This is a genomic window from Synechococcus sp. CCY 9618 (assembly GCF_019038415.1).
In the GTDB taxonomy this organism is placed as follows: domain Bacteria; phylum Cyanobacteriota; class Cyanobacteriia; order PCC-6307; family Cyanobiaceae; genus Cyanobium.
Genome location: NZ_JAFKRG010000107.1, coordinates 1 through 257 on the forward strand (window position 1 = coordinate 1; position 257 = coordinate 257).

Sequence of the window (257 nt, forward strand, 5' to 3'; positions counted from 1 at the left end):
TCGATGGTCACCGCCAACCGCTTCTGGAGCCAGATCTTCGGGATCGCCTTCTCCAACAAGCGCTGGCTGCACTTCTTCATGCTGTTCGTGCCGGTGATGGGTCTGTGGACCAGCAGCATCGGCATCATCGGTCTGGCGCTCAACCTGCGCGCCTACGACTTCGTGAGCCAGGAGATCCGCGCGGCGGAGGATCCTGAATTCGAGACGTTCTACACCAAGAACATCCTGCTCAATGAAGGTCTGCGCGCCTGGATGGC

1 pseudogene is annotated in these 257 nt (G+C 59.9%); it reads left to right on the top strand.

Going from position 1 to position 257, the window contains the following annotated elements:
• Positions 1-257: pseudogene (locus tag KUG41_RS15340) on the top strand (photosystem II D2 protein (photosystem q(a) protein)); the annotation flags it as partial.